Genomic DNA, 26,958 nt, shown 5'->3' with positions numbered 1-26,958 from the left:
GATTGTGCCAGTATGGAACGCAGCCTTTTGGCCTTGTTGAGCGTTGTCGGGAGCAAGTGTGAGCAGCAAAGTAGAGCAACTGCGTGCGCAGTTAAATGAACGAATTCTGGTGCTGGACGGCGGCATGGGCACCATGATCCAGGGCTATCGTCTGAGTGAAGGCGATTTCCGCGGCGAACGCTTCGCCGACTGGCCCTGCGACCTGAAAGGGAACAACGACCTGCTGGTGCTCAGCAAGCCGTCCGTGATCAAGGATATCCACAACGCCTACTTCGAAGCGGGTGCGGATATCGTTGAAACCAACACCTTTAACTCGACAACCATCGCCATGGCGGATTACCAGATGGAATCCCTGTCGGCGGAGATCAACTTTGAAGCCGCAAAGCTTGCGCGCGCCTGCGCCGACGAGTGGACGGCCCGCACGCCGGACAAGCCGCGCTACGTTGCCGGGGTGCTTGGCCCAACCAACCGCACTGCGTCGATTTCACCGGACGTCAACGACCCGGCGTTTCGTAATATCACCTTTGACCAGCTGGTTGTTGCCTACCGTGAATCGACCAGAGCGCTGGTGGAAGGCGGTTCCGATCTGATCCTGATTGAAACGGTATTCGACACCCTCAACGCCAAGGCCGCGATTTACGCGGTGAAAGAGGAGTTCGAGGCGCTGGGCGTTGACCTGCCGATTATGATTTCCGGCACCATCACCGATGCCTCCGGCCGTACCCTGTCCGGCCAGACCACCGAAGCGTTTTATAACTCCCTGCGCCACGCCGACGCGCTCTCCTTCGGCCTGAACTGCGCGCTGGGTCCAGATGAACTGCGCCAGTACGTGCAGGAGCTGTCGCGCATTGCGGAATGCTACGTTACCGCGCACCCGAACGCCGGTCTGCCGAACGCCTTCGGTGAATACGATCTGGATGCCGACACCATGGCGGCACAAATCCGCGAGTGGGCCGAGTCTGGATTTCTGAACATCGTCGGCGGCTGCTGCGGCACCACGCCGGAGCACATCGCCGCCATGAGCAACGCCGTGGCCGGACTGCCGCCGCGCAAGCTGCCCGAACTGCCGGTTGCCTGTCGCCTCTCCGGCCTTGAGCCGTTAACCATCGGCGAAGACAGCCTGTTTGTGAACGTGGGTGAGCGTACAAACGTCACCGGCTCCGCGAAGTTCAAGCGAGTGATCAAAGAGGAGAAGTACAGCGAAGCGCTGGACGTTGCCCGCCAGCAGGTGGAAAGCGGCGCGCAGATTATCGATATCAACATGGATGAGGGGATGCTCGACGCCGAGGCGGCGATGGTGCGTTTCCTCAACCTGATTGCCGGTGAGCCGGACATCGCCCGCGTGCCGATCATGATCGACTCCTCCAAATGGGAGGTGATCGAGAAGGGGCTGAAGTGCATTCAGGGTAAAGGCATCGTCAACTCTATCTCGATGAAAGAGGGCGTGGATGTTTTCATCCACCACGCGAAGCAGGTCCGCCGCTACGGAGCCGCTGTGGTGGTGATGGCTTTTGATGAAGTGGGCCAGGCCGACACCCGCGCGCGTAAAATTGAGATTTGCCGCCGCGCGTACAAAATACTGACCGAAGAGGTAGGCTTCCCGCCGGAAGACATCATCTTTGACCCGAACATCTTCGCCGTGGCGACCGGCATCGAAGAGCACAACAACTACGCCCAGGACTTTATCGGCGCGTGCGAGGACATCAAGCGCGAGCTGCCGCATGCCCTCATCTCCGGCGGCGTATCGAACGTCTCGTTCTCGTTCCGCGGCAACGACCCGGTGCGTGAAGCGATCCACGCCGTGTTCCTCTACTACGCCATCCGCAACGGGATGGACATGGGGATCGTTAACGCCGGCCAGCTGGCGATTTACGACGACCTGCCCGCCGAGCTGCGCGACGCGGTGGAAGACGTGATCCTCAACCGCCGCGACGACGCGACCGAGCGGCTGCTTGACCTGGCAGAAAAATACCGCGGCAGCAAGTCGGATGACGCAGCCAACGTTCAGCAGGCCGAGTGGCGCGCCTGGGACGTGAAAAAACGTCTGGAATATTCGCTGGTAAAAGGCATCACCGAGTTTATCGAGCAGGACACCGAAGAGGCGCGTCAGAAGTCAGCCCGCCCGATTGAGGTCATTGAAGGCCCGCTGATGGACGGCATGAACGTGGTCGGCGATCTGTTCGGCGAGGGCAAGATGTTCCTGCCGCAGGTGGTGAAATCCGCCCGCGTGATGAAGCAGGCCGTGGCGTACCTGGAGCCGTTTATCGAGGCCAGCAAAGAGAAAGGCTCCAGCAACGGCAAAATGGTCATCGCCACCGTGAAGGGCGACGTGCACGACATCGGCAAGAACATCGTCGGCGTGGTGCTGCAGTGCAATAACTACGAGATTATCGACCTTGGCGTGATGGTCCCGGCGGATAAAATCCTCAAGACCGCGCGCGAAGTGAACGCCGATTTGATTGGCCTCTCCGGGCTGATCACCCCGTCGCTGGACGAGATGGTTAACGTGGCGAAGGAGATGGAGCGTCAGGGCTTCACCATTCCGCTGCTGATTGGCGGCGCGACCACCTCCAAGGCGCACACGGCGGTGAAAATCGAGCAGAACTACAGCGGGCCGACGGTCTACGTGCAGAACGCCTCGCGCACGGTGGGCGTGGTCTCCGCGCTGCTCTCTGACACCCAGCGCGACGAGTTTGTTGAGCGCACCCGCAAAGAGTACGAAACCGTTCGCATCCAGCACGGGCGCAAGAAACCGCGCACCCCGCCAGTTTCACTCCAGGCGGCGCGCGATAACGATCTGGCGTTTGACTGGTCGAGCTATACGCCGCCGGTCGCGCATCGCCTGGGCGTTCAGGAGGTCAGTGCCAGCATCGAAACGCTGCGCAACTACATCGACTGGACGCCGTTCTTCATGACCTGGTCGCTCGCGGGCAAATATCCGCGCATTCTGGAAGATGAGGTGGTGGGCGAGGAGGCGAAACGCCTGTTTAACGATGCCAACGACATGCTCGACAGGCTGAGCGCGGAGAAAACCCTCAACCCACGCGGCGTGGTGGGGCTGTTCCCGGCCAACCGCGTGGGCGACGACATCGAAATTTACCGCGATGAAACCCGCACTCACGTGCTGGCAGTCAGCCGCCATCTGCGCCAGCAAACCGAGAAAGTGGGCTTTGCCAACTACTGCCTGGCCGATTTTGTCGCGCCGAAGCTGAGCGGTAAAGCCGACTATATTGGCGCCTTTGCGGTAACCGGCGGTCTGGAAGAAGATGCGCTGGCGGACGCGTTCGAAGCGCAGCACGATGATTACAATAAAATCATGGTGAAAGCGATCGCCGACCGCCTGGCGGAAGCCTTCGCCGAGTACCTGCACGAGCGCGTGCGTAAGGTGCACTGGGGCTACGCGGCGAACGAAAACCTCAGCAACGAGGAGTTGATCCGCGAAAACTACCAGGGGATTCGTCCGGCGCCGGGCTACCCGGCCTGTCCGGAACACACCGAAAAGGGCACGATCTGGCAACTGCTGGACGTCGAAGCCCATACCGGGATGAAGCTCACCGAGTCGTACGCCATGTGGCCGGGCGCATCCGTCTCCGGCTGGTACTTCAGCCACCCGGACAGCAAGTACTTTGCCGTGGCGCAGCTTCAGCGCGATCAGATTGAAGATTACGCCCTGCGCAAAGGCATGAGCGTGTCAGAAGTAGAGCGCTGGCTGGCACCGAATTTAGGCTACGACGCAGACTAACGTCACTTTTCCTTACAACAAACAGGGCACCTCATGGGTGCCTTGTCTCTTTCTTACGCTTAACCCCTTATACTGAAATAAGGTTCTATCCCTGGCACCCGGTGGCGGTGCGCTTACCGGGCCTGTGCGTAGGTCAGATAAGGCGTCGCCGTCATCCGACATGGCAACGCGCAGGGAACCTCAGGAAAACCGATAAAGATAAGGAGGAAAACCATCCGTGCTGACCCTGTTACATCTGCTCTCTGCAGTCGCACTGCTCGTATGGGGCACCCATATCGTCCGTACCGGCGTGATGCGCGTATTTGGTGCCCGTTTACGTACCGTTCTCAGCAGCAGCGTTGAGAAGAAGCCGCTCGCCTTCTGCGCAGGCATTGGCGTAACGGCACTCGTTCAGAGCAGCAACGCCACAACCCTGCTTGTCACCTCCTTTGTGGCGCAGGATCTGGTGGCGCTGGCCCCGGCGCTGGTCATTGTGCTGGGGGCTGATGTGGGTACCGCGCTGATGGCGCGTATCCTGACGTTTGATCTCTCATGGCTGTCGCCGCTGCTGATTTTTGTCGGCGTCATCTTCTTCCTCGGCCGCAAACAGACGCGGGCGGGCCAGCTTGGACGCGTGGGGATTGGCCTGGGGCTGATTCTGCTGGCGCTGGAGCTGATTGTGCAGGCGGTCACCCCGATTACCGAGGCCAACGGCGTGCAGGTCATCTTCGCCTCCCTGACCGGTGACATCATGCTCGACGCGTTGATTGGCGCGGTGTTTGCCATCGTCAGCTACTCCAGCCTGGCCGCCGTGCTGCTGACGGCCACGCTCACCGCCGCCGGGGCGATCTCCTTCCCGGTCGCGCTGTGTCTGGTGATCGGTGCCAACCTCGGCTCTGGCCTGCTGGCGATGCTCAATAACAGCGCCGCCAACGCTGCCGCCCGCCGCGTGGCGCTCGGCAGCCTGCTGTTTAAGCTGGTGGGCAGCCTGATTATTCTGCCCTTTATCCATCCGCTGGCGAACCTGATGGATAACCTCCCGCTGCCGAAGGCGGAGCTGGTGATCTACTTCCACGTGTTCTACAACCTGGTGCGCTGCCTGGCGATGGTCCCTTTTGCCGGGTCGATGGCTCGCTTCTGCGAGCGACTCATTCAGGACGAACCGGAGCTGGACGCCCGCCTGAAACCAAAGCATCTGGATACCTCCGCGCTGGACACCCCGGCGCTGGCGCTGGCGAATGCCGCGCGCGAGACGCTGCGCATGGGCGACGCCATGGAAACCATGCTCGAAGGGCTGCAAAAGGTGATGCACGGCGAGCCGCGAGAGGAGAAAGAGCTGCGCAGACTGGCGGACGATATCAACGTGCTCTATACCGCCATTAAGCTTTACCTGGCCCGCATGCCGCAGGACGAGCTGGCGGAGGAGGAGTCCCGCCGCTGGGCGGAAATCATTGAGATGTCGCTCAACCTTGAGCAGGCCTCCGATATTGTTGAGCGCATGGGCAGCGAGATAGCCGATAAGTCGCTGGCCGCCCGCCGGGCGTTCTCCGTTGAAGGCATAAAAGAGCTTGAAGCGCTGCACGAACAGCTGGTCAGCAACCTCAAGCTGGCGATGCTGGTCTTCTTCTCCAGCGACGTGCCGAGCGCGCGCCGCCTGCGCCGCAACAAGCATCGCTTCCGCATTCTTAACCGCCGCTACTCGCACGCCCACGTTGAGCGCCTGCATCAGCAGAACGTGCAGAGTATCGAGACCAGCTCACTCCACCTGGGGCTGCTGGGTGATATGAAGCGCCTCAACTCGTTGTTCTGTGCGGTGGCCTACAGCGTGATGGAACAGCCGGATGAAGATGACCAGCGGGATGAGTATTAATCCCCGGCGTGTTTGAGTGTTAGCCCAAAACCCAATGCTTTCATGACCGCGAGCGTGGTTTTGAGCGTTGGGTTTCCTTTATCACTGAATGACCGATAAAGCTGCTCACGTGATAAACCGGTTTGCTGTGAAATGTTCGACATGCCTTTGGCTCGCGCGACAACACCAAGGGCTTTAGCGATATATGTCGAGTCGCCTGTTTCTAGTGCATCAGCGATAAACACGGCGATTTCCTCGTCATCCACCAACGCGTTGGCGGGATCGTAAGGTGTTAATTTATGCATGCTCATTCACTCCTGCCATTGGGATACATTGCTCAGCATTTTTGCCATCAGTATGTCTCTGGCCTGGCTGCTTTTGTCACCACCACATAACAGCACGATGATGTAATTGCCCTGGTCTTTAAAATAGATCCTGTAGCGCGGACCAAAGTGGATCCTTAGCTCACTTATACCTTCTCCCACGGGTTTAACGTCGCCCGCTAAGCCATTTGCCAACCGAAAGAGGCGGGAAGCGATAATGGTCTTCGCTCGTCGATCTTTTAAGTTTTGCTCCCAGCGTCGGAAGGATTCTGTCTGAACAATCTCCTTCATATTACTCCCTGTGATTTATAAACTACAAACACTTCTCCATGGAGAGTAAAACTAAAAGGCTTGAACACATGGGTAAATGACAGAATGCAAAATCCTGAAAGCGTCTCGCAAACTAAAAAACCCGTCTCAGTTACCGTCGGCTAATCTTTTTTTCCAGTCCATACCTAAGGTATATTTCGCCCTTCACAGGAGAAACTATGCTGCCAACTCAATCAACCCGATTAAACAAATACATTAGCGAGAGCGGGATCTGCTCACGTCGCGAGGCGGACCGTTACATTGAACAAGGTAATGTGTTCCTCAACGGCAAGCGCGCCACGATTGGTGACCAGGTCATGCCTGGCGACGTGGTTAAAGTGAATGGTCAGCTCATCGAACCGCGTGATGCCGAAGACCTGGTGTTTATCGCGTTGAACAAACCGGTTGGAATTGTCAGCACCACGGAAGACGGTGAGCGGGACAACATCGTTGATTTCGTGAACCACAGCAGCCGTATCTTCCCGATTGGCCGTCTGGATAAAGACTCTCAGGGGCTGATTTTCCTCACCAACCACGGCGATCTGGTCAACAAGATCCTGCGTGCCGGTAACGATCACGAAAAAGAGTACATTGTGACGGTGAATAAGCCGGTCACGGACGACTTTATTCGCGGCATGGGCGCCGGTGTGCCGATCCTCGGTACCGTCACGAAAAAGTGTAAGGTGAAGAAAGAAGCGCCGTTCGCGTTCCGCATTACCCTGGTGCAGGGCTTAAACCGCCAGATCCGCCGCATGTGCGAGTACTTCGGTTATGAAGTGACGAAGCTGGAGCGCACGCGCATCATGAACGTCAGCCTGTCCGGCATTCCGCTGGGCGAATGGCGCGACTTGACGGATGACGAACTGATTGAGCTGTTCAAGCTTATCGAGAACTCCTCGTCCGAAGCGAAGCCGAAGGCCAAAGCCAAACCGAAAACCCAGGCGATTAAACGTCCGGTCGTGAAGGCGCCGCAGGCGGAAGAGAAAGGACGCGGCAAACCGGGTAACGGGAAGCGATTTACCCAGCCTGGCCGTAAAAAGAAAGGGCGCTAGCTAGCGCCTTCCACGGGTAGAGGTATTGGCCGACCAGGAAAAGGTCGTTTCAGTATCCGGCTTATAAGCCTGCTGCTTTTTCAGCTTGCGGGCTTTTTTCGCCTCGGCGTCACGCTGCGCCATCAGTTTGTCGATGTACTCTTTTTTCACCTGATTGGTTTCGGCGTTGGTCAGCGTACGGCCATGCGCGATGCGGGCGCGGTCGAGAAGCGTTTTCAGTTCGCGCTGCTCGGCTTCCGTCATGTCTTTCTGGGTCAAACGTGGTGTCGCCATTGCTGAAGCCTCATGAGAGAGAGGCTTCAGTGTAAAGCAAGCTGAGTCAATTAACCCTGTTTCACCGCATCTTTTTTCGTTTGTTCCTCAATCGGTTTGCCGGACCAGTAGCCCGCCAGCAGCGAGCCGGAGAGGTTGTGCCAGACGGAGAACAGCGCACCCGGCAGGGCCGCCAGCGGCGAGAAGTAGATTTTGCCGAGCGCCGCCGCCAGGCCGGAGTTCTGCATCCCTACCTCGATTGCCAGCGTGCGGCAGGTCGATTCGTCGAAGCCAAACAGTTTCCCGCCCCAGTAGCCGCCCAGCAGGCCAATGGTGTTATGCAGCACCACCGCAACGATCACCACAAAGCCCACGGAAGCTATGTGCGAGGCGGAACCCGCCACCACTGCGCTGATGATCGCCAGAATACAGACCATCGAAAACGCGGGCAGGTACGGCTCAACGGCCTTCACCACGCGCGGGAACAGGTGGTGAATGACCAGTCCCAGCGCAATCGGGATTACTACAATCTGCAGAATGCTCAGCAGCATCCCCATCACGTCCACCTGAATATGCGCATCCACGTACAGGCGGGTTAACAGCGGCGTGGCAATCACGCCAACCAGCGTGGAGACGGACGAGATAGTGACGGAGAGCGCCACGTCGCCTTTCGCCAGATAGATCATGACGTTGGATGCCGTGCCGCTGGCGACGCTGCCCACCAGCACCATCCCGGCGGAGAGGTCGGGCGGCATCTTAAAGACCATCGCCAGCAGCCACGCCGCGAGCGGCATCACCAGGTAGTGGAGGAATATTCCTGCCGCGACGGGCGCAGGGCGAGACAGCACGCGCTTAAAATCGTCTACTTTCAGATGCACACCCATACCGAACATGATCAGCATCAGCAGCGTGGCGACCCACGGACCAATACCGGTGAACGTGGTGGGCGTGTAATACGCGAGTACGGAGAGCAGCAGCGCCCATAACGGGAACAGCCGCGTAATAGCGGATAACATAATGATTTCCTTGCGATGAATGTTGCGTGTGTTTGTTATAAAAAGCCGGGATCGAGCCCGGCTATAGTTATTGTTTATCGCGTAAGGAAGTAATATTCAAATGAATTATGACCGGATGCTTTCCCAGCTCAGACTAAAGCGAGCCAGATATTTGCGCAGTCGGTCGGCGTCGTTAGGATTGGCTTTTTTGAGCCGTGAAACGGCAAACAGCTCACGTCCGGCTTCAGACAACGATGCGCTGCGGCGACATACCTCCAGCACCGTTTCCAGTTGCCGCTGGTCAAAGAGGTCAATCTCCATGTCAGTTGCAGGCTGCGTCACGTCAGTTTGCCAGTCGGTCTGAAGACGTGAGATCTCCTCCAGCACCAGATCCTGAGTAATACGCCCTCGTTCCGCCAGCGTCGCCATGCGTGCGACGCTGGCGCTCAGTTCGCGAAAGTTGCCCCGCCACAGCGCTCTGCTGGAACAGGCAAAGGCCAGATAGCCTTCGCGTGCCTCTTTATCGAAGCGGATTTGCGTCTGGCTTTCGCGAGAGAAACGTTGAAGTTCGTAGTCAACATTCGGCGTGATGTCTTCTTTCCGTTGGGCAAGGCCGGGTAAGGCAAAGCTCCACATATTAATACGGGCATAGAGATCTTCACGAAAACGTCCTTCTGCCACCCACTGGCGCATATCACGGTGGGTTCCGGCGATAAGTTGAAAATCGCTGTGAACTTCTTTATCGGAGCCAAACGGGAAAAAAGTTTTCTCTTCAATGGCTTTGAGCAGCATCGCCTGTTCATCCAGGCCTAGTTCGGCAATCTCGTCGAGGAAAAGGACGCCGCCATCGGCTTCACGCAGCAGGCCGCTGCGCGCCGACAGTGCGCCGGTAAAGGCTCCTTTCACATGGCCGAACAGCGTGGACATGGCGTTATCACCGCGCAGGGTCGCGCAGTTGACGGAAACCAGTTTGCCGGAAACCTGATGGCGTGACTGCTTAAGCTGATAAATGCGGTTCGCGAGGAACGACTTGCCCGCGCCGGTGGGGCCGGTCAGCAGGATCGGGGCTGTTGAACGTAGCGCCACGCGTTCAATCTTGTCGATCAGACTGTTAAAGGTGGCATTTCGCGTCTCAATGCCCGCTTTCAGAAATGAGATTGACTGCTGCTGCTCGCGCTGAAAACGGTTGGTAAGGGTCGTGTAGCGGCTTAAATCCAGGTCGATAATTGAGTAAGTTCCGGCTGCAGTCTCCTCAGCAGAGGCTTCTTTTCTGGCAGGGCCAGTCTGCAAAAGGCTGGCGGGAAGATAGCGTGCTTCCGTCAGCAGGAACCAGCAGATCTGCGCCACATGCGTGCCGGTGGTGATGTGGACGAAATACTCTTCGCGATCGGTATCAAAAGTGTACTGGGTGGCGAAATCGAGAAACGCGGCATAAACCTCTTCGAAATCCCACGGGTCTTCAATGGTTACCGTGCTGGGACGCACCTCGGTGTGGGGGGAAACCAGCACAATATCTTCCGCCAGTTGCTGAGCCATGCCGAGATCTCGCGGTTGATGTAGCAGCTCCAGCCTGTCGACCGGGAAATCCGGCTGTTGGCACAGCCCGACGGTCGGTCGCCATTTGCGAAAGCGATTAGCCCGCTTTCCCCGTTTATCCATCACGGTGCCAAGCACCCCGATCACCACCTTCCGCTTCTTCATATTTATCCAGAAAGATAATTGCCGATATAGCAGGATAAGAAATGTTGAGCTGAACGGCAATGCATGAAAAGCGTGATAAATAAAAAGCATTAATTATCAATAAAATAAAAAAATAAAACGGCGATTTTTGTTTTTGGCACGCTTCTGGCAATACAGATAACGTCACGACGTTGAGCACACTGGGGGTTAAGGCCCCGTCGGCGCACCAGGAACGGCAAGGCTGTTTTCCGGGGGCGTTCCGTCAACTAATGACAGACAGAAGGGTTCGATTCCCGATTCATTCTCCCAATGAAAACTGGTTGTAAACATCAAAGTAAAAACGGGGATTGCGCAGTCAGCAATCCCAATGAAGGTCGCCGGTAATGGCGCCGGATCGCAGGCGAAAAGGCATTCCCCTGTGATTTCGTGCCTGCACCCGCGCCTGACTTTAAGGAATATAAAATGGCTAAGAAAATCACGATAAAAAAAGGTCAGTTAGGACTGGTAGCAAAAGCTGGCGATTATTACCGGGTACTGGAGGCGGGTGAACACCGTCTGGGTTGGTTCAATACTGACGACGTGCTGGTGGTGAGCCAGGATGGCAGCGAGGTGCCGGGTGCGCTGGCGGATTATCTGCGCCGCTTTCAGCCTGACTGGGTGGTACGTTACTGCCTGGCGGTAGACCTTACTGCGGATGAAATCGGGGTGTTATCGAACAACGGCGTATTGCAGGAAATTGTGCCGCCTTCGACTCGTCGTCTGTACTGGCAGCAGGATGCGGCGTTGACCCTGCAAAGAATTGATACCCGCGACGTGCGGGTACCGGTGGACGTGATGAATGCTGCTCTGCAACCGCGTCGCAATGGCGCGCTAAAGGGGCGCGACGCGATGCTGGTCGTACAGGTACCTGCCTGGCACGTCGGGGTGGTGAAAATCGACGGAGAAATTCAGGCACTGTTACCGCCGGGACTGACGGCCTACTGGAAAATTAACCATCTGGTTGAGGCAGAGGTCGTGGATACGCGCCTTCAGGTGGTGGAAGTGAGCGGGCAGGAGATCCTGACGAAGGACAAAGTTAACCTGCGCCTGAACCTGGCGGCTAACTGGCGCTACAGCGACGTGCTGCAGGCCTGCGGACAGCTTACGAAACCGCTGGAACATTTGTACCGCGAACTCCAGTTCGCACTGCGTGAGGCGGTCGGCACCCGCACGCTCGATGAGTTACTGGAAGATAAGCAGATCATTGATGAGGTGGTCAGCAAACAGGTGCAAGGCCGCCTGTCATCCTTTGGAATGGAAATTGCGTCGCTTGGGGTAAAAGATATTGTTTTACCTGGTGATATGAAAACGATTTTATCCCGTCTGGTAGAGGCCGAAAAATCTGCCCAGGCGAATGTTATTCGCCGACGTGAAGAAACGGCGGCGACACGATCGCTGTTAAACACCGCAAAGGTGATGGAGAACAACCCGGTGGCGCTGCGTTTAAAAGAGCTGGAAACCCTGGAAAGGGTCGCGGAGCGTATCGACAAAATTTCAGTATTTGGTGGCCTGGACCAGGTATTACACGGCCTTGTTAACCTGAAAGGATAACGCAATGCAACAGAATGATTTTGAATTACTGACGGCGTCAAACGGCGCCCCGATCAAAATGTGGACTCACGGTGTGCCCGTGGAACCAGAGGCACAGGCGCAGTTACTGAATACTGCAAAGATGCCGTTTATTTTCAAACACCTTGCGGTGATGCCCGACGTTCATCTCGGTAAAGGCTCAACCATCGGCAGCGTGATTCCGACCAAAGGGGCAATTATTCCTGCGGCGGTTGGCGTGGATATTGGCTGCGGGATGATTGCCGTTCGCACGTCGCTGGTGGCCGGTGATTTGCCGGATAATCTCAGCGGTTTACGTAGCGCCATTGAACAGGCAGTACCGCATGGGAGAACTAATACCCGTTCTCGACGGGATAAAGGCGCGTGGGAAACGCCACCGAAAGAAGTGGACGATCGCTGGTGGGTGCTGGCCCCACGTTTTAAACAACTCACGGATAAATACCCGCAGTTGCTGAAAACCAACAACTACCAGCATCTGGGCACGCTGGGTACCGGAAACCACTTTATTGAAATTTGCCTCGATGAGCAGCAGCGCGTCTGGGTGATGTTGCACAGCGGCTCGCGCGGCGTAGGAAACGCCATCGGTAATGTGTTTATCGCCCTGGCACAGCAGGATATGCAGCATCACCTGGGACATCTGCCGGATAAAAATCTGGCCTATTTTCAGGAGGGGAGTCGTCACTATGAGGACTACATCGAGGCGGTGGAGTGGGCGCAGGATTTTGCCCGCCACAATCGGGAAGTGATGATGTCGCGCGTGCTGGCGGCGCTCTCTCGCGAAGTGACAAAGCCCTTTATTACGCAGCAGGAGGCGGTTAACTGCCATCACAACTATGTGCAGAAAGAGCATCACTTTGGGGAAGAGGTACTGATCACGCGCAAAGGTGCGGTGTCGGCGCAGAAAGGGCAGATGGGGATTATTCCGGGCTCAATGGGCGCAAAGAGCTTCATCGTGCGTGGCCTCGGCAACGAGCAAAGCTTCTGTTCCTGCAGCCACGGCGCCGGGCGAGTGATGAGCCGAACGGCGGCCAAAAAACGCTATACCCTTAGCGACCATATTCAGGCGACCTCTCACGTAGAGTGTCGCAAAGACAATGAGGTGATCGATGAAACGCCGATGGCCTATAAAGACATTGACGCCGTGATGGCCGCGCAATCGTCGCTGGTGGAGATCGTTCACACCCTGCGTCAGGTAGTGTGTGTAAAAGGATAAAAAAATGAGCAACAACGATGTTGATAGCGCGATGCGCGCACGTGTCTGCGCGCAACTTCGCGATATAGAGCAGCGCTATAACGTGCGCGTGCTCTACGCCTGTGAATCGGGCAGCCGGGGATGGGGTTTTGCCTCACCGGATAGCGATTATGATGTGCGGTTTTTGTACGTTCACCGCCCAGAATGGTATCTGCGCGTCGAATCCCAGCGGGATGTGATCGAGCTGCCGATAGATGATGAACTGGACGTTTGTGGCTGGGAATGGCGCAAGGCACTGGGCCTGCTGAAGGGGGCAAACCCGACGCTTATCGAGTGGCTGGATTCCCCTGTTGTTTATCAGGAGGATGAGACGGTAGTGGCCGAGTTGCGCGCGCTAATACCTGCGTGGTTTTCGCCATTGCGCGCCCGCTGGCATTACTACTCAATGGCCCGAAAAAACTTCCGTGGATATTTACAGGGGGAAACGGTTCGGCTGAAAAAGTACTTTTATGTTCTGCGACCTTTGCTGGCGGCGCGGTGGGTAGAAGCGGGGAAAGGCGTTCCACCGATGCGTTTTGCCGAACTGCTTGCCGGGAGCGAACTGTGTGCGCCGTTACGTGCGGAAATCGATGGATTACTGGAAATAAAACAGCGCGCAGGTGAAGCGGAATATGGTCCTAAACGGCCCTTACTCCACGCTTTTTTGCAAAGTGAGCTGGTGAGAGGAGAAGTGCCGCCTGTACTACCCGACAGCAGAGAAGGAAATTTAAAAGATCTGGATTCGCTGCTGATGAGAACAGTAATGAAAAGCTAAAGAATGGCCCGGTAGTGAAAACGCCCGGGCCATTCTTGCGCTTATTCAAACAAATTCTGATGAAGCTTCTGCACCACCTGCTCGGCCTGATCGGCTGGCACCAGGAAGCAGAGGTTATAGCTGGACGCACCGTAGCAAATCATGCGGATGTTGAACGGGTCGAGTACGCCAAACACCTCTTTGCCCACGCCGCAGGCGCGCGACAGCTTGTTGCCAATAATGGCAACCAGCGCCAGGTCTTCTTCGACTTCCACGCGGCACAGCTCGGACAGCTCAATCAGCAGCGACTGCGTCAGCAGGGTATCACCGGTTGATGTGGAGCCGGTGGTGTCCAGCGTCAATGCAATGCTCACTTCCGAGGTGGTGATCAGATCCACGGAGATATTGTGGCGCGCCAGAATACCAAACACTTCCGCCAGGAAACCGCGGGAGTGCAGCATATTGTGGCTGTGGAGCGTCACCAGCGTCTGGCGACGGCGCAGGGCCAGGGCGCGGAACAGCGGCGGGTTTTCCGTTTTCTTGCAGACCAGCGTGCCGCCCGCTTTTGGATCTTTACTGGAGCCGACGAAGACCGGAATATCGCTGCGCACAGCAGGCAGCAGCGTGGCCGGGTGCAGCACTTTCGCGCCGAAGGTGGCCATTTCCGCCGCTTCTTCAAACGCGATCACATCAATACGTTTCGCCGCGGAAACAACGCGCGGGTCGGTGGTGTAAATGCCCGGAACGTCAGTCCAGATATCGACGCGCGTAGCATGCAGGGCCTCGCCCAGCAGCGCGGCGGTATAGTCGCTGCCGCCACGGCCAAGCGTGGTCGTGCGGCCTTTCGCTTCACTGCCGATAAAGCCCTGAGTGATCACGATGCCGTCTGCCAGGCGCGGGGCCAGCTGCTGATTGGTCAGCTCGGCCAGCGCTTCAACGTCCGGCTCGGCGCGGCCAAAGCGGTCGCTGGTACGCATGATTTTGCGTACGTCAAACCACTGCGCCTGAACGTTACGCTCGCGCATGATTTCCACAAACAGCAGGGTGGACATCAGCTCACCGTGGCTGACCAGCTCATCGGTCAGGGCGGTGGAGGTGGCCAGAGAGGCCGCTTCTGCCAGCGTGGTGATGTTTTCCAGCAGGCGTTCCACTTCCTCGCGGATGACGTTCGGGTTCTGCAGACGCTCAAGGATGTCGAACTGAATTTTGCGCAGTGCATCCAGCTTCACGAAACGTTCTGTCGCTTCCAGTCCTTCAGACAGAGAAACCAGCAGGTTCGTCACGCCGGCGGATGCAGACAGCACCACCAGGCGGGTATTCGGATCGGCCAGCACCACATCGGCGCTGCGGTTCATGGCATCGTAATCGGCCACACTGGTGCCGCCAAACTTGGCGACCACAAAACTCGTCATAACAACCTCGTGTCAGGGAATGAATAAGCGACCATGGCACAAGAATGAAACGAAAACAGGTGCAGGCGCAAAATACGGCCCTATAAATAAAATGTGGGGGAGGTCCTGTCAATGCTGGGATTATGCGGATTTTTTATGGGGGGGTACCCCTGAGAAACAGGACTTATAACAGGGCCAGATTTTATGCTTCGTTTTAGGGCATTTTGACCGACATTTCTCCGCTCCAGGAGGGCGCTTCAGCAGCTATACTTTTCGGGTCTTTTCACCTGTGTTTGATGCAGGCCAGGGCAATGGCATAAAAACCATCACAATTTTTATTTGCAGGCGCTACAATCGACCGCAGTCACAATTCTCAAATCAGAAGAGTATTGCTAATGAAAAACATCAACCCAACGCAGACCGCTGCCTGGCAGGCACTCCAGAAACATTTTGATGAAATGAAAGATGTCACCATCGCGGACCTGTTCGCGAAAGATGCCGATCGTTTCAACAAGTTCTCCGCGACCTTCGACGACCTGATGCTGGTGGATTTCTCTAAAAACCGCATTACCGAAGAGACGCTGGCAAAACTGCAGGATCTGGCGAAAGAGACCGAACTGGCGGACGCCATCAAATCCATGTTCTCCGGTGAGAAGATCAACCGCACCGAAGACCGTGCCGTGCTGCATGTAGCCCTGCGTAACCGTAGCAATACCCCAATCATCGTTGACGGCAAAGACGTCATGCCGGAAGTGAACGCGGTGCTGGAAAAGATGAAAACCTTCTCCGAAGCGATCATCTCCGGAAGCTGGAAAGGCTACACCGGCAAAGCGATCACCGACGTGGTTAACATCGGTATCGGCGGCTCTGACCTCGGCCCGTTCATGGTGACCGAAGCGCTGCGCCCGTACAAAAACCACCTCAATATGCACTTTGTGTCTAACGTCGATGGTACCCACATCGCCGAAGTGCTGAAGAACGTGAACCCGGAAACCACCCTGTTCCTGGTTGCGTCTAAAACCTTTACCACTCAGGAAACCATGACCAACGCCCACAGCGCGCGCGACTGGTTCCTGAAAACCGCGGGCGACAACAAGCACGTGGCGAAACACTTCGCTGCGCTGTCCACCAACGGCAAAGCCGTCAGCGAGTTCGGTATCGACACCGCGAACATGTTCGAATTCTGGGACTGGGTCGGTGGCCGCTACTCTCTGTGGTCTGCAATCGGTCTGTCTATCATCCTGTCCGTGGGCTTCGACAACTTCGTTGAGCTGCTCTCCGGCGCGCACGCGATGGACAAACACTTCTCCACCACCGCACCAGAGAAAAACCTGCCGGTGCTGCTGGCGCTGATCGGTATCTGGTACAACAACTTCTTTGGCGCTGAAACCGAAGCGATCCTGCCGTATGACCAGTACATGCACCGCTTTGCTGCTTACTTCCAGCAGGGCAACATGGAATCCAACGGTAAATACGTGGACCGTAACGGCAACGCGGTGGATTACCAGACTGGCCCAATCATCTGGGGCGAGCCGGGCACTAACGGTCAGCACGCGTTCTATCAGCTGATTCACCAGGGCACCAAAATGGTACCGTGCGATTTCATCGCCCCGGCTATCACCCATAATCCGCTGTCCGACCACCATCCGAAGCTGCTGTCCAACTTCTTCGCCCAGACCGAAGCGCTGGCGTTCGGTAAATCCCGCGAGGTGGTTGAGCAGGAATACCGCGACCAGGGTAAAGATCCGGCAACGCTGGAGCACGTGGTGCCGTTCAAAGTGTTCGAAGGTAACCGTCCAACCAACTCCATCCTGCTGCGCGAAATCACGCCGTTCAGCCTTGGCGCGCTGATTGCCCTGTACGAGCACAAAATCTTCACGCAGGGCGCGATCCTGAACATCTTCACCTTTGACCAGTGGGGCGTTGAGCTGGGTAAACAGCTGGCAAACCGTATTCTGCCAGAGCTGGGTGACGATAACGCGATTACCAGCCATGACAGCTCGACCAATGGGTTGATCAACCGTTATAAAGCATGGCGTGCGTAATTAAAACGCCATGAAAACGTGCCGGCTTAATGCCGGCATTTTTTTATCAGATAATTCCTGATGTCTGTTAGTTAACTCAAATTCTGGTTCTGAGTTTAATCTGAAAAAGACGTTTAACCCGTTAATTGCTGCGGTTTATTTTAAGAAAATACGCAGAAGGAACTTAATATATCAATATTATAAGTTATTGTTTTATCGTTATTTAATATTTTACCTCTTTGTCTTTCATTTCGATTTTATCCATTAGTCTGAAAACCCACCCTCTATTTCCCCTTACGGCAAACCCACGGCATGAGTTGTGTATACTCGATTCCGCCTGAAATTCTTTTCGGGCAAATCTCCATTCATTCATTGAAGGGAAATTGTTATGAAGAAAGTACTGTATGGCATTTTTGCCATATCTGCGCTTGCGGCGACATCTGTCTATGCAGCTCCGGTTCAGGTCGGGGAAGCGGCAGGTTCGGCTGCGACGTCTGCGTCTGCGGGAAGTTCTACCGCAGCCAGCGCAAGCACCGTAAGTTCAGCCGTGGGTGTCGCGCTGGCGGCAACCGGTGGCGGTGATGGCTCCAACACCGGAACCACGACCACCACGACAACCAGCACCCAGTAATAGCGGGTGTTTTAATCATAACCACACTTCGGTGTGGTTATTTCGCCCCTTCGGAGAAGAGTCGTGAAGCGACCAGCAATCATTCTGATTTGCCTGCTGCTGCAGGCATGCTCGGCCACCACTAAAGGGCTGGGAAACTCACTGTGGGAAAGCCTGTTCGGCACACCGGGCGTGCATCTGACCGATGACGAGCTTCAGAACATGCCTTATGCCAGTCAGTACATGCAGCTTAACGATGGCCCGCAACTGTTTGTGGTGCTCGCTTTCGATGAAAACGGGCAGCAGAAATGGGTGACGCAGGATCAGGCCACCATCGTGACGCAGCATGGCCGTATCGTGAAAACCCTGTTGGGCGGCGATAACCTGCTGGAGGTGAATAATCTCGCTGACGATCCGCTGATCAAGCCGAACCAGATCGCCGACGGCGCGGGCTGGACGCGCACGATGGGCTGGACCGAACACAAGCAGGTGCGTTACGCCACGGTACGCTCGACCTTCCGCTGGGACGGCACCGACAGCGTGAAGGTCGGCAGCGACGAAACGCAGGTTCGCGTGCTGGATGAAGAGGTCACCACCGACCAGGCCACCTGGCACAACCGCTTCTGGATCGACGAGGAAGGGCAGATCCGCCAGTCCTTACAGTATCTCGGTGCCGGATTCTTCCCGGTCAAAACCACCCTGATCAAGGCGGCGAAATCATGAAAACGCTCATCCACGCTGCGCTTATCGCCAGTTTTGCCGCGCCGCTGGCATGGTCCGCGGGAACGGTAAAGGTCTACACGCCGGACAGTGAAAAACCTAAAACCTTAACCCACGCCGAACGTCTGCTCGATCTCGTCGGACAGCCAAGGCTTGCCAACAGCTGGTGGCCAGGCGCGGTCATCGCTGAACGGCAGAAGACCGTGGAAGCGGAACAGCAGCACAAGGCGCTTCTTGCCAGACTAACGGGACTTGCGGAACAGGAAGACGGCGACGACGCGGCGGCCATTAACAGCGTCCGTCAGCAGCTGCAGGCGCTGAAGGTGACGGGCCGACAGAACGTCAATCTTGACCCGGATGAGGTGCGCGTCACGGAAAACGGCAACCCGACCCTGGAAGGGGACTATACGCTCTGGCTTCCGGCGAAGCCGACGACGGTGACCGTGATGGGGCTTATCAGCAGCCCGGGTAACAAGCCCTTTACCCCCGGCCGCGACGTGGCGAGCTATCTCGACGAGCAGAGTCTGCTGAGCGGCGCGGATAACAGCTACGCCTGGGTGGTTTACCCTGACGGCCACACGCAAAAAGCGCCCGTTGCTTACTGGAATAAACGCCATATCGAACCCATGCCGGGCAGCATTATTTTTGTCGGTTTTGCCGACCATTTCTGGACGAAGGCGTATGACGGGCTTAACGCCGATATCCTTCACTCCCTGATTCAGCGGATACCGGAATAATGAAAAGAACCTATCTCTACAGCATGCTGGCGCTCTGCGTGAGTGCCGCCTGCCATGCAGAAACGTATCCGGCACCCATTGGCCCGTCTCAGTCAGACTTCGGCGGCGTCGGTTTACTGCAAACGCCCACCGCGCGTATGGCGCGCGAAGGGGAAATTAGCCTTAACTACCGTGATAACGACCAGTATCGTTACTACTCGGCGTCGGTGCAGTTGTTCCCGTGGCTTGAAACCACGCTGCGCTATACCGACGTCCGTACGAAACAATACAGCAGCGTCGAGGCGTTCTCAGGCGATCAGACCTACAAAGATAAAGCCTTCGACGTCAAGCTGCGCCTGTGGGAAGAGAGCTACTGGATGCCGCAGGTCTCCGTGGGCGCCAAAGATATTGGCGGTACCGGCCTGTTTGATGCGGAATACATCGTGGCCAGCAAGGCCTGGGGGCCGTTCGACTTCTCGCTCGGTCTGGGATGGGGCTATCTCGGCACCAGCGGCAACGTGAAAAACCCGTTTTGCTCCTACAGCGATAAATACTGCTACCGCGATAACAGCTATCAGAAAGCGGGCTCCATCAACGGCGACCAGATGTTCCACGGCCCGGCCTCGCTGTTTGGCGGCGTGGAGTATCAGACGCCCTGGCAGCCATTGCGTCTGAAGCTGGAGTACGAGGGGAATGACTACTCACAGGACTTCGCCGGGAAGATTGAGCAGAAGAGCAAGTTTAACGTCGGCGCCATTTATCGCGTCACCGATTGGGCCGACGTTAACCTCAGCTACGAGCGCGGCAATACGGTGATGTTTGGCTTTACGCTGCGCACCAACTTCAACGACATGCGGCCGCACTACAACGACAACGCGCGGCCTGCATACCAGCCGGAGCCGCAGGATGCGATTCTGCAGCACTCCGTGGTGGCAAATCAGCTGACGCTGCTGAAATACAATGCCGGTCTGGCGGATCCAAAAATTCAGGTGAAAGGCGATACGCTTTACGTCACCGGCGAGCAGGTGAAATACCGCGACTCGCGGGAAGGGATCGAGCGCGCCAACCGGATCGTCATGAACGATCTCCCGGACGGGATCCGTACGATCCGCGTGACGGAGAACCGTCTCAACCTGCCGCAGGTGACGACGGAAACGGACGTTGCCAGCCTGAAGCGCCATCTGGAAGGCGAACCGCTCGGACATGAAACCGAGCTGGTGCAAAAGCGCGTTGAGCCGATCGTGCCGGAGACCACCGAGCAGGGCTGGTATATCGACAAGTCGCGCTTCGATTTCCATATCGATCCGGTGCTAAACCAGTCCGTCGGCGGGCCGGAAAACTTCTACATGTATCAGCTGGGCGTCATGGCGACGGCAGATCTGTGGCTGACCGACCACCTGCTGACCACCGGCAGCCTGTTCGGCAACATCGCCAACAACTACGACAAGTTCAACTACACTAACCCGCCAAAAGACTCGACGCTGCCGCGCGTGCGTACCCGCGTGCGTGAGTACGTACAGAACGATGCTTACGTGAACAACCTGCAGGCCAACTACTTCCAGTACTTCGGCAACGGCTTCTACGGCCAGGTGTACGGCGGGTATCTGGAAACCATGTACGGCGGTGCGGGGGCAGAAGTGCTTTATCGTCCTGTCGACAGCAACTGGGCGTTCGGGATTGATGCCAACTACGTTAAACAGCGTGACTGGCGCAGCGCGCAGGACATGATGAAGTTCACCGACTACAGCGTTAAAACCGGTCACCTGACCGCGTACTGGACGCCGTCGTTCGCGCCTGACGTGCTGGTGAAAGCCAGCGTCGGCCAGTACCTGGCGGGCGATAAGGGCGGCACGCTGGATATCTCCAAACACTTCGACAGCGGCGTCGTGGTGGGTGGCTACGCCACCATTACCAACGTCTCGCCGGACGAATATGGGGAAGGGGACTTCACCAAAGGGGTTTACGTGTCGATTCCGCTGGATCTGTTCTCATCCGGTCCAACCCGAAGCCGCGCGGCCATCGGCTGGACGCCGCTGACGCGTGACGGCGGTCAACAGCTTGGACGTAAGTTCCAGCTGTACGACATGACCAGCGATAAGAACATTAACTTCCGCTGATGCTTCACGTCGGGCGGCACTGCGTTTGCCCGGCCTACGGTTTTTGTAGGCCCGGTAAGCGCAGCGCCACCGGGCGAATGCGCCAAACATAAACAAAAAATATAGATCCCCGTCACATTTTTGCGTTATACAGAAATCTCGCCCTGGAGAATGAGGTGCTGTATGACATCCCTGACTCGCCCGCGCGTTGAGTTTATCTCAACTGTCCTCCAGACCGTGCTGAACCTCGGTCTGCTGAGCCTTGGCCTGATCCTGGTCGTCTTTTTGGGTAAGGAGACGGTGCATCTGGCGGATGTGCTGTTCGCCCCTGAACAAACCAGCAAATATGCGCTGGTGGAAGGCCTGGTGGTCTACTTTCTCTACTTTGAATTTATCGCCCTGATTGTGAAGTATTTTCAGTCCGGCTTTCACTTCCCGCTGCGTTATTTTGTCTACATTGGGATCACCGCGATTGTGCGGCTGATCATCGTCGATCATAAATCCCCGCTCGATGTGCTGATCTACTCGGCGGCGATCCTGCTGCTGGTGATCACCCTCTGGCTGTGTAACTCGAAGCGGCTGAAACGCGAATAAAAAAATGGCGGCCCGGAGGCCGCCTAACAACAGTCACAAGTTGGGTCAATACAATACGTCTAAAGTTGAGGGTTGCAGTGGCATAACAAAATGAAACTTAACCTTTCACACCGCCCGCCGTCAGGCCGTTCACCAGCCAGCGCTGCGCCAGCAGGAACACCACGGTAATCGGGATGGCAGAAAGTACGGCCGCCGCGGCAAAGTCGCCCCACAGGTAGTTTTGCGGGTTGAGGTATTGCTGCATGCCGACGGCCAGGGTGTAGCTGTTCACATCACGCAGTAACAGTGAGGCAACCGGTACTTCGGTGATCGCAGCGATAAACGACAGGATAAACACTACCGCCAGAATCGGCACCGACAGCGGCAGCAGCACCAGGCGGAACGCCTGCCATGGGGTCGCGCCATCCAGCGCGGCCGCTTCTTCCAGCGAGCCGTCGATGGTTTCGAAATACCCTTTAATGGTCCACACATGCAGTGCGATACCGCCAAGGTAGGCGAAGATCACTCCGCCGTGGGTGTTCAGACCGATAAACGGAATGTACTGGCCCAGGCGGTCAAACAGGGCATACAGCGCCACCAGCGACAGCACCGCCGGGAACATCTGGAAAATCAGCAGGCCCAGGTGCGTCGCCAGGAGGCGCAGTTTCTGAGATTTGGGTTGTACCATAGCCATGTTCAGTGCCCTCCTTAGTCAAATTTCATACGTGTGGCTTTCAGGTTCACAATCGCCAGGGCGCCCACCAGCAGGAAGATCAGGGTGGCAATCGCTGCCGCCAGACCGAAGTCCTGACCGCCGCCGCCTTCGAAGGCGATACGGTAGGTGTAGCTCACGAGCAGGTCGGTATAGCCTGCCGGCGTGGTGGTGCCAAGACGGTCCGGGCCGCCGTTGGTCAACAGCTGAATCAGCACGAAGTTGTTAAAGTTAAAGGCGAAGCTGGCAATCATCAGCGGGGTGAGCGGCTTGATGAGCAGCGGCAGCGTAATCTTAAAGAAGTTCTGGAACGGACCCGCGCCGTCCATCGCCGAAGCTTCGTACAGGTCATCCGGGATGGCCTTCAGCAGCCCCATGCACAGGATCATCATGTACGGATAGCCCAGCCAGGTGTTCACGATGATGATCATCGAGCGGGCGGTGGTCGGGTCGCTGAACCAGGCCGGTTTGATGCCAAACAGCGCGCTCAGCATCATGTTGATTTCACCGAAGCTCTGGTTAAACAGCCCTTTGAAAATCAGAATCGAGATAAACGACGGTACGGCATACGGCAGAATCAGCAGCACGCGGTAAATCGCTTTGCCCTTCAGGGATTCCCACTGGACCAGACAGGCCAGCACCATGCCCACGGCCACGGTCAGGATCACGGTCAGTACGGAGAAGACCACCGTCCAGACGAAGATGGCGAAGAACGGTTTCTGAATGCCTTCGTCGGTAAATACGCGGGTAAAGTTGTCCCAGCCGATGGTGACGGTATAGCCCGGGCTGAGTTTGTCATCACCCCATTTGCCGTCGGCAGTAATGGACTGATAGAAACCAATGTCGTTATTCGGACGGTACTTCACGCCGCTCTGGTTGTTGGTCAGCGTGCCGTCATCCCCCAGGGTATAGAGCGGTTGGGTGCCGGAGAACTGGCGCAGCGAGCTCATGATCACTTTGCTGTCGTCTGGCAGCACGGCGGTGAGCTGGGTCAGCGCCTGACGGTTTTGGGTAATGACGCGCAGGTTGGCACGTTCACCTTCCGGCAGGGCCTGGGCCTCTTTTAAGGCCAGCTTCTGCTCGCCGCCAAATTTGAAGGCGTCAGAGACATAGTATTTCCCGCTTGCTTCGTCAGTAAGCGCTAACTTCCATTCGTTGCCTGCGGGATACAGGCCGAAGTTAAAGGTCTTGCCTGCCTGGTATGAGCGGTCCAGCAGGACCTGCTGCGCGCGTTCCTGCGCAAGCTGGTTGGTGCTGCTGTAGTTGGTAAACGCAATGGCGACGGTACAAATCAACGGGAACAGGACAAACAGCCCCATCCCGGCCACGCCCGGGTAGACATAGCGCCAGGCATAGGCTTTACGGTTGGCGAAAATATACAGGCCAGCAGAGCTTAAAATCAGCGTCATGATGGCGAACAGATATTCCCCTTGTACGTACATTAAAACAACAAGGTAACCCACCAGCAGACACAGCAGACCGATCGCTGACCATTTCAGCGCGTCGCTTTGCCACCAGCGTTTCTTTTTAATGACATCCATGGGGTTCTTCCTCTACAACGGTGGAATCTTATCGTCAGGTGGCGCTGCGCTTACCTGACCTACGGATCGTGCCGTAGTCGTAGGGCGGGTAAGCGCACGCGCTACCCGCCGTTTTTCAGACTTACTTAGTAATACGACCCTGAGCATCTTTCAGTGCGGCATCGACAGTCTGACGACCGCTTGCAGCGTTGATAACCGCGGTACGGGTGGCGTACCAGAATGCGGCCATCTGTGGGATGTTCGGCATGATTTCGCCTTTCTGGGCGTTATCCATGGTGGCCGCGATACGTGGGTCTTTCGCCAGCTGATCCTGGAAGGATTTCAGCGCAACGGCACCCAGCGGTTTGTCCTTGTTCACTTCATCCAGACCCTGATCGGTCAGCAGGTAGTTTTCCAGGAACTCTTTCGCCAGCTCTTTGTTCGGGCTGGCGGCGTTGATGCCTGCGCTCAGCACGCCAACGAACGGTTTAGACGGCTTGCCTTTGAAGGTTGGCAGCAGCGTCACGCCGTAATTGACTTTGCTCTTGTCGATGTTGGTCCAGGCCCACGGACCGTTGATGGTCATCGCGGTTTCGCCTTTGTTGAACGCCGCTTCCGCGATGGAGTAATCGGTATCCGCGTTCATGTGTTTGTTCTTGATCAGGTCGACCAGGAAGGTCAGGCCCGCTTTCGCGCCCGCGCTGTCGACGCCCACGTCTTTCACGTCGTATTTGCCGTTTTCAAACTTGAACGCGTAACCGCCGTCGGCAGCAATCAGCGGCCAGGTGAAGTACGGCTCTTGCAGGTTGAACATCAGGGCGGATTTACCTTTCGCCTTCAGCTCTTTATCCAGTTTCGGGATCTCTTCCCAGGTTTTCGGTGGGTTAGGGACCAGGTCTTTGTTGTAAATCAGAGACAGGGCTTCAACCGCGACAGGGTAAGCGATCAGCTTGCCGTTATAGCGAACGGCGTCCCAGGTGAACGGGAACAGTTTGTCCTGGAACGCTTTGTCCGGGGTGACTTCAGCCAGCAGGCCAGACTGTGCGTAACCGCCAAAACGGTCATGCGCCCAGAAGATGATGTCCGGGCCGTCGCCGGTTGCCGCAACCTGCGGGAATTTCTCTTCCAGTTTGTCCGGGTGCTCTACGGTCACTTTGATGCCGGTGTCTTTCTCGAATTTTTTGCCCACTTCGGCCAGGCCGTTATAGCCCTTGTCGCCGTTAATCCAGATAACCAGCTTGCCTTCTTCAATTTTGGCGAGCGCCGGTGCGGAAATCATCATTGCTGCAAGGGCGGACAATGCGAAAACGCGTGCGCCAGTCTTGATATTCATATCTGCCATCCTTTTTGGTGATGTCTCGTGGTATGACTTCAGTGGTTCAACGTGACTCAGTCTCCTTATTTGACATCCTCTTTCCATCCTCCCAACCCCTACGCCCCACCCCCCGTTTGTGTGATCTCCGTTGCATAAATTTAAGTTATGAGTGCTGGCGCACATAAAAACGCACTGAATTTTGCAGGCGGCTTCACGAATTTTGCCTCAGCCCGCCCACGCCGGTCGCAGAGCCTGCTCTCTCATCCTCCCGCCTCCTCCCCCATAAAAAAGCCGGGGGGTGGAGGATTCGTGAAAGTAATGGATCCCCCATAGTCACCTTATCTTGAATGTTTCTGTCGGTGACAGGTTGTAACGAAGGGAGAAGGGCATGGCGAGCGTACAGCTGCGTAATGTAACGAAAGCCTGGGGTGACGTTGTGGTGTCGAAAGACATCAATCTGGACATCCACGAAGGTGAATTCGTGGTATTTGTCGGCCCATCAGGCTGCGGTAAATCAACCCTGCTGCGTATGATTGCCGGTCTTGAAACCATCACCAGCGGCGACCTGCTGATCGGTGATACCCGAATGAATGACATCCCGCCTGCCGAACGTGGCGTAGGCATGGTGTTCCAGTCTTATGCACTCTATCCCCATCTTTCCGTCGCCGAGAACATGTCCTTTGGTTTGAAGCTGGCCGGCGCAAAGAAAGAGGTGATTAACCAGCGCGTGACGCAGGTGGCGGAAGTGTTACAGCTGGCGCACCTGCTGGAGCGTAAGCCGAAAGCGCTTTCCGGCGGTCAGCGTCAGCGTGTGGCGATTGGCCGTACCTTGGTCGCCGAGCCGCGCGTCTTCCTGCTCGACGAACCGCTTTCCAACCTGGATGCCGCCCTGCGCGTCCAGATGCGTATCGAAATCTCCCGTCTGCACAAGCGTCTTGGCCGCACGATGATTTACGTCACCCACGATCAGGTCGAAGCGATGACCCTCGCCGACAAAATCGTGGTGCTGGATGCCGGTCGCGTGGCGCAGGTGGGCAAACCGCTGGAGCTGTATCACTACCCGGCAGACCGCTTTGTTGCGGGCTTCATTGGCTCGCCAAAGATGAACTTCCTGCCCGTCAAAGTGACCGCGACAGCCATTGAACAGGTACAGGTGGAGCTGCCAAACCGCCAGCAGGTGTGGCTGCCGGTCGACAGCGCCAACGTACAGGTGGGGGCAAACATGTCCCTCGGTATTCGTCCTGAGCATTTACTGCCGAGCCACATTGCCGATGTGACGCTGGAAGGTGAGGTTCAGGTCGTCGAACAGCTTGGTCACGAAACACAGATTCATATCCAGATCCCCGCCATCCGTCAGAACCTGGTCTACCGCCAGAATGACGTGGTGTTGGTAGAAGAGGGTGCCACATTCGCTATCGGCTTGCCGCCAGAGCGCTGCCATCTGTTCCGTGAGGATGGCACCGCATGTCGTCGGTTGCACAAAGAGCCAGGCGTTTAAGCAATCCCA

The 26,958-nt window shown here is 56.6% G+C and carries 22 protein-coding genes and 1 pseudogene; 13 read left to right on the top strand and 10 right to left on the bottom strand.

From position 1 onward, the window contains the following. The first annotated feature begins 58 nt into the window (after window positions 1-58). Window positions 59-3,742, top strand: coding sequence for a methionine synthase (gene metH, locus ACVCAM_RS15470; protein ID WP_407222959.1), 3,684 nt, complete (start codon window positions 59-61; stop codon window positions 3,740-3,742). Window positions 3,743-3,959: 217 nt separating this feature from the next. Next, window positions 3,960-5,591 (top strand): Na/Pi cotransporter family protein, encoded by a 1,632-nt coding sequence (locus tag ACVCAM_RS15465; protein WP_025912225.1) that lies wholly within the window; start codon window positions 3,960-3,962, stop codon window positions 5,589-5,591. Here ACVCAM_RS15465 and ACVCAM_RS15460 read toward each other — a convergent pair. Together ACVCAM_RS15460 and ACVCAM_RS15455 are read right to left on the bottom strand one after the other, a co-directional pair. Further along, entirely contained in the window at window positions 5,588-5,875 is a 288-nt protein-coding gene (locus tag ACVCAM_RS15460; protein WP_021242718.1) for an addiction module antidote protein, read from the bottom strand. The two genes, ACVCAM_RS15465 and ACVCAM_RS15460, sit on opposite strands and share 4 nt — an antisense overlap. Window positions 5,876-5,881: 6 nt before the next feature. After that, complete coding sequence (locus ACVCAM_RS15455; protein WP_025912224.1) at window positions 5,882-6,184, bottom strand: type II toxin-antitoxin system RelE/ParE family toxin; 303 nt, start codon at window positions 6,182-6,184, stop codon at window positions 5,882-5,884. A gap of 197 nt (window positions 6,185-6,381) precedes the next feature. Between ACVCAM_RS15455 and rluF the strand changes: the two genes are divergently transcribed. Next, complete coding sequence (rluF, locus tag ACVCAM_RS15450) at window positions 6,382-7,254, top strand: 23S rRNA pseudouridine(2604) synthase RluF (protein ID WP_008503414.1); 873 nt, start codon at window positions 6,382-6,384, stop codon at window positions 7,252-7,254. On the opposite strand, the gene ACVCAM_RS15445 is transcribed toward rluF, so the two are convergent. The 4 genes from ACVCAM_RS15445 to ACVCAM_RS15430 all read right to left on the bottom strand — a co-directional run bounded on the left by ACVCAM_RS15445 (window position 7,255) and on the right by ACVCAM_RS15430 (window position 10,380). Beyond that, the gene (locus tag ACVCAM_RS15445) at window positions 7,255-7,527 is read right to left on the bottom strand and encodes a DUF3811 domain-containing protein (RefSeq protein WP_014830263.1); all 273 of its coding nucleotides are present in this window, start codon (window positions 7,525-7,527) and stop codon (window positions 7,255-7,257) included. It abuts the gene before it with no gap. Window positions 7,528-7,577: 50 nt separating this feature from the next. Next, window positions 7,578-8,522 (bottom strand): ketopantoate/pantoate/pantothenate transporter PanS, encoded by a 945-nt coding sequence (panS, locus tag ACVCAM_RS15440; RefSeq protein ID WP_023293551.1) that lies wholly within the window; start codon window positions 8,520-8,522, stop codon window positions 7,578-7,580. A gap of 105 nt (window positions 8,523-8,627) precedes the next feature. Further along, complete coding sequence (gene rtcR / locus ACVCAM_RS15435; RefSeq protein ID WP_008503417.1) at window positions 8,628-10,202, bottom strand: RNA repair transcriptional activator RtcR; 1,575 nt, start codon at window positions 10,200-10,202, stop codon at window positions 8,628-8,630. Beyond that, complete coding sequence (locus ACVCAM_RS15430; protein ID WP_447093622.1) at window positions 10,153-10,380, bottom strand: hypothetical protein; 228 nt, start codon at window positions 10,378-10,380, stop codon at window positions 10,153-10,155. The genes rtcR and ACVCAM_RS15430 overlap by 50 nt, the downstream gene beginning before the upstream one ends. Window positions 10,381-10,643: 263 nt before the next feature. Between ACVCAM_RS15430 and ACVCAM_RS15425 the strand changes: the two genes are divergently transcribed. The 3 genes from ACVCAM_RS15425 to ACVCAM_RS15415 are packed head-to-tail and all read left to right on the top strand — an operon-like array spanning window position 10,644 to window position 13,795. Beyond that, the gene (locus tag ACVCAM_RS15425; protein ID WP_023618733.1) at window positions 10,644-11,771 is read left to right on the top strand and encodes a slipin family protein; all 1,128 of its coding nucleotides are present in this window, start codon (window positions 10,644-10,646) and stop codon (window positions 11,769-11,771) included. A 4-nt stretch (window positions 11,772-11,775) separates the two neighbouring features. Further along, window positions 11,776-13,002 carry an RtcB family protein gene (locus tag ACVCAM_RS15420; RefSeq protein ID WP_021242724.1) on the top strand — a complete coding sequence of 409 codons (1,227 nt, stop codon included), beginning with the start codon at window positions 11,776-11,778 and terminating at the stop codon, window positions 13,000-13,002. Window positions 13,003-13,006: 4 nt separating this feature from the next. Further along, window positions 13,007-13,795, top strand: coding sequence for a nucleotidyltransferase domain-containing protein (locus tag ACVCAM_RS15415; RefSeq protein ID WP_025912222.1), 789 nt, complete (start codon window positions 13,007-13,009; stop codon window positions 13,793-13,795). Window positions 13,796-13,836: 41 nt separating this feature from the next. Here the strand turns inward: ACVCAM_RS15415 and lysC are convergent, their stop codons facing one another. Continuing rightward, window positions 13,837-15,186: a lysine-sensitive aspartokinase 3 gene (lysC, locus tag ACVCAM_RS15410; RefSeq protein WP_008503421.1), complete on the bottom strand. Its 1,350-nt coding sequence runs from the start codon at window positions 15,184-15,186 to the stop codon at window positions 13,837-13,839. Between the two features lie 374 nt (window positions 15,187-15,560). Between lysC and pgi the strand changes: the two genes are divergently transcribed. From pgi to psiE, 6 genes are all read left to right on the top strand, one after another. Continuing rightward, on the top strand, window positions 15,561-17,210 hold the full coding sequence (gene pgi, locus ACVCAM_RS15405) for a glucose-6-phosphate isomerase (protein ID WP_023293545.1): 1,650 nt from the start codon (window positions 15,561-15,563) through the stop codon (window positions 17,208-17,210). A gap of 367 nt (window positions 17,211-17,577) precedes the next feature. After that, the gene (gene yjbE / locus ACVCAM_RS15400) at window positions 17,578-17,820 is read left to right on the top strand and encodes an exopolysaccharide production protein YjbE (RefSeq protein ID WP_008503423.1); all 243 of its coding nucleotides are present in this window, start codon (window positions 17,578-17,580) and stop codon (window positions 17,818-17,820) included. Window positions 17,821-17,883: 63 nt separating this feature from the next. Continuing rightward, window positions 17,884-18,522, top strand: coding sequence for a YjbF family lipoprotein (locus ACVCAM_RS15395; RefSeq protein WP_407222961.1), 639 nt, complete (start codon window positions 17,884-17,886; stop codon window positions 18,520-18,522). Next, window positions 18,519-19,256, top strand: a complete 738-nt coding sequence (locus ACVCAM_RS15390; RefSeq protein ID WP_084832291.1) for a capsule biosynthesis GfcC family protein — start codon at window positions 18,519-18,521, stop codon at window positions 19,254-19,256. Before ACVCAM_RS15395 ends, ACVCAM_RS15390 begins: the two co-directional genes overlap by 4 nt. Further along, window positions 19,256-21,352 (top strand): YjbH domain-containing protein, encoded by a 2,097-nt coding sequence (locus ACVCAM_RS15385; RefSeq protein ID WP_008503426.1) that lies wholly within the window; start codon window positions 19,256-19,258, stop codon window positions 21,350-21,352. The genes ACVCAM_RS15390 and ACVCAM_RS15385 overlap by 1 nt, the downstream gene beginning before the upstream one ends. 162 nt (window positions 21,353-21,514) lie before the next feature. Continuing rightward, complete coding sequence (gene psiE, locus ACVCAM_RS15380; RefSeq protein WP_021242727.1) at window positions 21,515-21,925, top strand: phosphate-starvation-inducible protein PsiE; 411 nt, start codon at window positions 21,515-21,517, stop codon at window positions 21,923-21,925. Between the two features lie 97 nt (window positions 21,926-22,022). On the opposite strand, the pseudogene malG reads toward psiE, so the two are convergent. The 3 genes and pseudogenes from malG to malE all read right to left on the bottom strand — a co-directional run. Continuing rightward, window positions 22,023-22,544: pseudogene (gene malG, locus ACVCAM_RS15375) on the bottom strand (maltose ABC transporter permease MalG); the annotation flags it as partial. A gap of 68 nt (window positions 22,545-22,612) precedes the next feature. Then, on the bottom strand, window positions 22,613-24,157 hold the full coding sequence (malF, locus tag ACVCAM_RS15370; RefSeq protein ID WP_025912219.1) for a maltose ABC transporter permease MalF: 1,545 nt from the start codon (window positions 24,155-24,157) through the stop codon (window positions 22,613-22,615). A 121-nt stretch (window positions 24,158-24,278) separates the two neighbouring features. Continuing rightward, complete coding sequence (malE, locus tag ACVCAM_RS15365) at window positions 24,279-25,469, bottom strand: maltose/maltodextrin ABC transporter substrate-binding protein MalE (RefSeq protein ID WP_008500079.1); 1,191 nt, start codon at window positions 25,467-25,469, stop codon at window positions 24,279-24,281. Between the two features lie 370 nt (window positions 25,470-25,839). On the opposite strand from malE, the gene malK reads away from it, so the two are divergent. Continuing rightward, on the top strand, window positions 25,840-26,949 hold the full coding sequence (malK, locus tag ACVCAM_RS15360; protein WP_008500080.1) for a maltose/maltodextrin ABC transporter ATP-binding protein MalK: 1,110 nt from the start codon (window positions 25,840-25,842) through the stop codon (window positions 26,947-26,949). Window positions 26,950-26,958 lie beyond the last annotated feature (9 nt).

This window comes from Enterobacter sp. CFEC122, from assembly GCF_052983755.1.
The sequence above is the reverse complement of the archived record's forward strand: the minus strand, read 5'-3'. Positions and strand labels throughout refer to the sequence as shown.